The following is a 1,379-nucleotide window of genomic DNA, read 5'->3' as shown; positions in this document are numbered from 1 at the left end:
TGGGAGCGAGCCTGCTCGCGAAAGCAGTGTTAAAAGCGACGCAGCAAGCGACTGACACAGCACGATCGCGAACCGCTCACTCCCACCGATTTTTGTAGCCTCAACAACAAAAGATCCGAGGAAGCGTCATGAAATTTTCCCTGTTCATCCACATGGAACGCTGGGACGAAAGCGTCAGCCACCGCCAACTGTTCGAAGACCTCACCGAACTGACCCTGATGGCCGAGGCCGGCGGTTTCAGCACCGTGTGGATCGGCGAACACCACGCGATGGAATACACCATCTCGCCCAGCCCGATGCCGCTGCTCGCCTACCTCGCGGCCAAAACCACCACCATCCACCTCGGCGCCGGCACCATCATCGCGCCGTTCTGGCATCCGCTACGCGTCGCCGGTGAATGCGCGTTGCTCGACGTCATCAGCAACGGCCGCATGGAAGTCGGCCTCGCCCGTGGCGCCTATCAGGTTGAATTCGATCGCATGGCCGGCGGCATGCCTGCCTCCAGCGGCGGCCAGGCATTGCGCGAAATGGTCCCGGTGGTCCGCGCCCTGTGGCAAGGCGACTACGCCCACGACGGCGACATCTGGAAATTCCCCACCTCGACCAGCGTACCGAAGCCGATCCAGAAACCGAACCCGCCAATGTGGATCGCCGCCCGCGACCCGGACTCGCACAACTTCGCCGTGGCCAACGGCTGCAACGTGATGGTCACGCCGCTGATGAAGGGCGACGAGGAAGTTCTGGACCTGAAGAACAAGTTCCAGACCGCACTCGACAACAACCCCGGCGTACCGCGTCCGCAACTGATGGTGCTGCGCCACACCCACGTGCACACCGCTGATGACCCGGACGGCTGGAAAGTCGGGGCGAAAGCGATCTCACGTTTCTATCGCACGTTCGATGCGTGGTTTGGCAACAAGGAAACGCCGGCCAATGGTTTCCTCGCGCCAAGCCCGGAAGAGAAATTTGCCGGGCGTCCGGAGTTTGAGCTGGAGAGTTTGCACAAGACGGCGATGATCGGGACGCCGGAAGAGATCATTCCGCGGATCAAGTACTACCAGGAACTGGGGGTGGATGAGTTCAGTTTCTGGTGTGACAACAGCTTGCCGCATGAGGAGAAGAAGAAATCGCTGGAGCTGTTTATCAAGCATGTGGTGCCGGCGTTTCGGTGAGCGTCCGAAATTTAGTGTTCGATAAATGAAAAACGCCCCGGGTGATTTGGGGCGTTTTTTGTTTTGGCCGGAGTCGCTCGAGTTAAACGTCAGTTCATGAGCGCGGGCGACACTCGGCCACTGTCGAAGAGCTGCTTGAATATCTCCACGACAATCTCAAAATTTGAGCAGATGGCTGAACCAGCAACGGCGTCGCCTTGGATATGC

At 59.2% G+C, this 1,379-nt stretch carries 1 protein-coding gene; it reads left to right on the top strand.

Features of this window, described 5'->3' with window-relative positions; translation table 11 throughout:
- Nucleotides 1-128 precede the first annotated feature (128 nt).
- The gene (locus tag F8N44_RS31210) at nucleotides 129-1,172 is read left to right on the top strand and encodes an LLM class flavin-dependent oxidoreductase (protein ID WP_150652152.1); all 1,044 of its coding nucleotides are present in this window, start codon (nucleotides 129-131) and stop codon (nucleotides 1,170-1,172) included.
- The last annotated feature ends 207 nt before the right edge of the window (nucleotides 1,173-1,379 follow it).

The organism is Pseudomonas fluorescens, assembly GCF_902497745.1.
In the GTDB taxonomy this organism is placed as follows: Bacteria; Pseudomonadota; Gammaproteobacteria; order Pseudomonadales; family Pseudomonadaceae; genus Aquipseudomonas; species Aquipseudomonas fluorescens_BM.
The sequence above is the reverse complement of the archived record's forward strand: the minus strand, read 5'-3'. Positions and strand labels throughout refer to the sequence as shown.